General features: G+C 74.3%; 1 protein-coding gene and 1 pseudogene. One reads left to right on the top strand and one right to left on the bottom strand.

Features of this window, described 5'->3' with window-relative positions:
- Positions 1–267, top strand: a pseudogene (locus ETD85_RS62055) (hypothetical protein); the annotation flags it as partial.
- A 119-nt stretch (positions 268–386) separates the two neighbouring features.
- Here ETD85_RS62055 and ETD85_RS62050 read toward each other — a convergent pair.
- Complete coding sequence (locus ETD85_RS62050; protein ID WP_138699059.1) at positions 387–1,454, bottom strand: LacI family DNA-binding transcriptional regulator; 1,068 nt, start codon at positions 1,452–1,454, stop codon at positions 387–389.
- Positions 1,455–1,803: the final 349 nt, after the last annotated feature.

Here is a 1,803-nt window from a genome sequence, read left to right as displayed (position 1 = left end):
GAAGAATGTGGAGAAGAGACAGCCCTGCGGGACGAGCAGGGCAGCGCGTACGCCGAGTTCGCCCTGCCCGCGGCGGCCGAGCGCGGCGAGCCCTGGCTGGCCTTCTTCACCCCCGGCGACCTGTCGGCCCTGCTGGAGCGGCACGGGCTGGAGCCGGTCGAGCACGTCAGGCAGGCCGGCTGCGTCGAGCCCCGGCTCTGGGAGCGCTCGGACGTCCTGCGCCCGGCCGACCTGTGCCGCCTGGCCCGCGCCACCGTCCCCGCCTGACCCGGCCGACGGAATCAGCCCCGATCGCGACGGCGGGCGCCCGAGCGGGTGCCACGCCTGCCGGTCGGCCAAGCCGGCGCGGGCCCGCCGCCTATGCCGGTGCCGGGCCCGCCGGTCGCCTACGCCAGTGCCGGGCCGGTGCTGTCGCGGACGAGCAGCCGGGGCTGGAACCGGACGTTGTAGCCGGCCGGCTCACCGTTCATCAGCGCCCACAACCGCGCCCACGCCTGCTCGCCCAGCTCGTTCTTCGGAATCGAGACGGTGGTGAGCGGCGGCGTCGTGTACCGGGCGAACGGGATGTCGTCGAACCCGGTGACGGACACCTCACCGGGCACGCGCACGCCCAGCTCGTGCAGCCCGGTCAGCACGCCCGAGGCCACCATGTCGTTGAACCCCACCACCGCGCTCGCCCCGCAGTCCACGACCGCGCGCGCCGCCGCGTGGCCGTCGTCGAACATGGACCCGCAGGCCAGCTCGGTGAGCTCGATCCCGGGAGCGGCGCGCAGCGCGGCGAGCCGCTCGGCGCCGGCCGCGCTGCCGGCCGGCCCGGCGAGATAGGCCAGCCGCCGGTGGCCCAGGCCGGTGAGGTGGGCCACGAGGTCGCCGACCCCGGCGGCGTTGTCGATCGACAGCGACGGCGCGCCCAGCCCGGCGACCTCCCGGTAGACCAGCACGAACGGCGCCAGCCGGTCGCTGAGCGCGCGCAGCCGCTCGCCGGGGGCGCGCGGCGAGGCCAGCACGAGCCCGTCGGAGTTGCGCCGCGCCTCCAGCGCGAGGATCGTCTCCTCCTCCGGGTCCTCGTTGGACTCGGCCACCAGCAGCTGGCGCCCCGCCTTGGCCGCCGCCTGGCTGAGCCCGCGCAGCACGCCCTGGAACAACGGATTGGCCAGGTCGGGGACGACGAGAGAGATCGTCCCCGTGCGGCCGAGCGCCAGGCTGCGGGCCGCCACGCTCGGCTCGTAGTCGAGTGCCGCCGCGGCCGCCCGCACGCGGGCCGCCAGCTCGGGGTGCACGGTGGGGGAGCCGTTCATCACCCTCGACACGGTGGCGCGCGAGACGCCGGCCGCCTCGGCGACCCGGCCGATGGTGGCCGCCCCCGCGGGGCGAGGCCCGCGCCGGCCGGCCGGGCGCGGCGGGGACGCCGGCGGGTCCTGGTCCTGCTCGCGGTCTCCCGTGCTCGCCCTCATTCGCTCTCCCCGCACGCCTGGGCCCGTCGTCCTGCATGCATTAAATCGCCGAGCCGCGGCAGGTGCGTCCGCAGCGGGGCGCCAGCCGCAAGATACCGGTTTCTCGAAATGCCTGCAATCGGTTGTGAAGAGCTGCGTAGGAAAGCGCTTGCCAGCATTACCGCAGCTCACTGCTGCGCTCACAAAGCGTTGACACCCTCTGTTCGCTCTGTTAGAAACTGGTTACTCGCAAGCCGGAAAGGCGCTTGACCGCTGTTATCCCGGCCGCACGCAGTTCGGTGCGGCATGAAGGGTGATAGATGAGCAAACGTTTGGAGACGGCCGAGACCGCCGTCGCCCCGCCCCCCAG

This window comes from Nonomuraea zeae (assembly GCF_005889725.1).
Lineage (GTDB): Bacteria > Actinomycetota > Actinomycetes > Streptosporangiales > Streptosporangiaceae > Nonomuraea > Nonomuraea zeae.
This window is presented reverse-complemented; position numbering and strand designations above follow the sequence as displayed.

Bases quoted from the DNA above. Each gene is read 5' to 3' on its own strand.
- ETD85_RS62050 (WP_138699059.1), bottom strand. From the start codon at position 1,454: ATGAGGGCGAGCACGGGAGACCGCGAGCAGGACCAGGACCCGCCGGCG.